At 49.1% G+C, this 1,812-nt stretch carries 2 protein-coding genes; one reads left to right on the forward strand and one right to left on the reverse strand.

Annotated elements, in window-relative coordinates; genetic code table 11:
* Positions 1 to 749 (forward strand): GGDEF domain-containing protein (locus tag BZG79_RS15140; protein ID WP_199878018.1); only part of this gene is annotated, 749 nt, incomplete at its 5' end.
* Between the two features lie 84 nt (positions 750 to 833).
* Here BZG79_RS15140 and BZG79_RS15145 read toward each other — a convergent pair.
* A partial coding sequence (locus tag BZG79_RS15145) for a sodium/solute symporter (RefSeq protein ID WP_077774819.1) occupies positions 834 to 1,812 on the reverse strand: 979 nt, incomplete at its 5' end.

The raw sequence follows: 1,812 nt of genomic DNA on the forward strand, positions 1-1,812 counted from the left end.
CTTTTAAAGTAAGTGCTCGCTATCCTTATAGCGACTGGAGTGATGATGTGCTCAGTTATCACTTCAGCGTTATGCCATCACTTTGGCAACGCGCTGATGTGCGAGCGCTAGGCTTTTTGCTGACTGTGCTTGCGGCCTACGCCGCGTTTATGTGGCGTATTCGACACATGAAGAAAAAAGCTATCCAACTCGAAGCGTTAGTCGAAGAGAAAACCCAGGCCTTACAAGCCCAAGCCGATGACTTCGAACGAATGTCTAAAGAAGACGCCCTCACTGGACTGGCCAATCGACGAGCCTTTGATGAATATTGGCATCAGGTATTCGAAGAGTCGCGCCAATCCGGGACAGATTTGCAAGTCGCGATCTTAGACATTGATCATTTTAAACGCATTAATGATCACTATTCTCACCTGGTGGGGGATCAAATTATTCAGCGAGTCGGTAGCTTACTTCTTCGCGAGCAGACACATTTGCGTCATATCGCTCGTTGGGGCGGTGAAGAATTTACGCTTTTATTAGCGGGAACGCCTGCAGACGGTTATCGCTATTTTGACGGCTTAAGACGCCGAATTGCGGCGTTAGATCTAAACGATATTGCTCCCTCGCTTAGTATTACCGTCAGTATTGGCGTGGCAAGTAACCACCAGGCATCAGACTATGTCGATGGGTTAAAGAAAGCCGATCAAGCCTTATACCGGGCCAAACGCGATGGACGTAACTGTGTTCGCCAAAGCAATGATACTGCGTGATGATGATGTAAAAAGGGAGCGTTAAACGCTCCCTGATAAGTTTCACATGCAAGATAAACCAATGGGCTTATACGCTCATTGCGTTTAAGGCATAGTCTTTAAGCTCTTTTCATATGATTCATATTGTTTAGTAACAGAATCAGTTGGCCCGCCCGTCAACTTACTTACGATAATGGCACTCAAGCCCGCAAACAAGAAGCCAGGGACGATTTCATACAAATCGAAGATACCGCCAGGTATTTGTTTCCAAACCACCACGGTAATCCCGCCCACAAGAATCGCAGCCAGCGCACCATTGCGGTTCATTTCACGCCAGAACAGGCTGAGCAACAAGGCAGGACCAAATGCGGCACCAAAGCCAGCCCAAGCATAAGACACCAGACCCAGAACAGAGCTATCAGGGTCCATGGCTAAGCCAAGCGCAATCGCAGACAGCAAGATAACCGCACCACGACCGACCATGACCACTTCTTGGGTCGATGCGTCCGGACGGAAAACTTGCTTGTAAAAATCTTCCGCGAGCGCAGACGACGATACCAATAGTTGAGAATCTGCTGTACTCATAATCGCCGCTAAAATTGCCGCCAACAGGATACCTGCAATCACTGGATGGAATGCCGCATTGACCAACAACATGAAGATTTTTTCACCGTCAGCCAGGGTGCCTGACATATCATTCTGCACGTACAAAATACCCACTAAACCGATCAAGACCGCACCGACCATGGATAATGCAGACCAACCCACTGCGATACGACGCGCCGTGGTAATGTCTTTATTGGAGCGAGTCGCTTGGAAACGCGCCAAGATATGTGGCTGGCCAAAGTAACCTAAGCCCCAGGCCGCCAAAGAGACGATACTGATCCAAGTGAGTGGCTCACCATCTACATCACGCCATAACGTCATCAGCTCAGGGTTGATTGCGGCAACATCACGGCCCAATTTGAAAATGCTGCCGTCCATGATAACAAACGGCACGATCAACAAGGCCGCGGCCATCAACAGTCCTTGCACCAAGTCAGTCCAAGATACCGCCAAGAAGCCACCAAACAAGGTGTATGAC

Source organism: Salinivibrio sp. MA427 (assembly GCF_001996115.1).
GTDB classification, from domain to species: domain Bacteria; phylum Pseudomonadota; class Gammaproteobacteria; order Enterobacterales; family Vibrionaceae; genus Salinivibrio; species Salinivibrio costicola.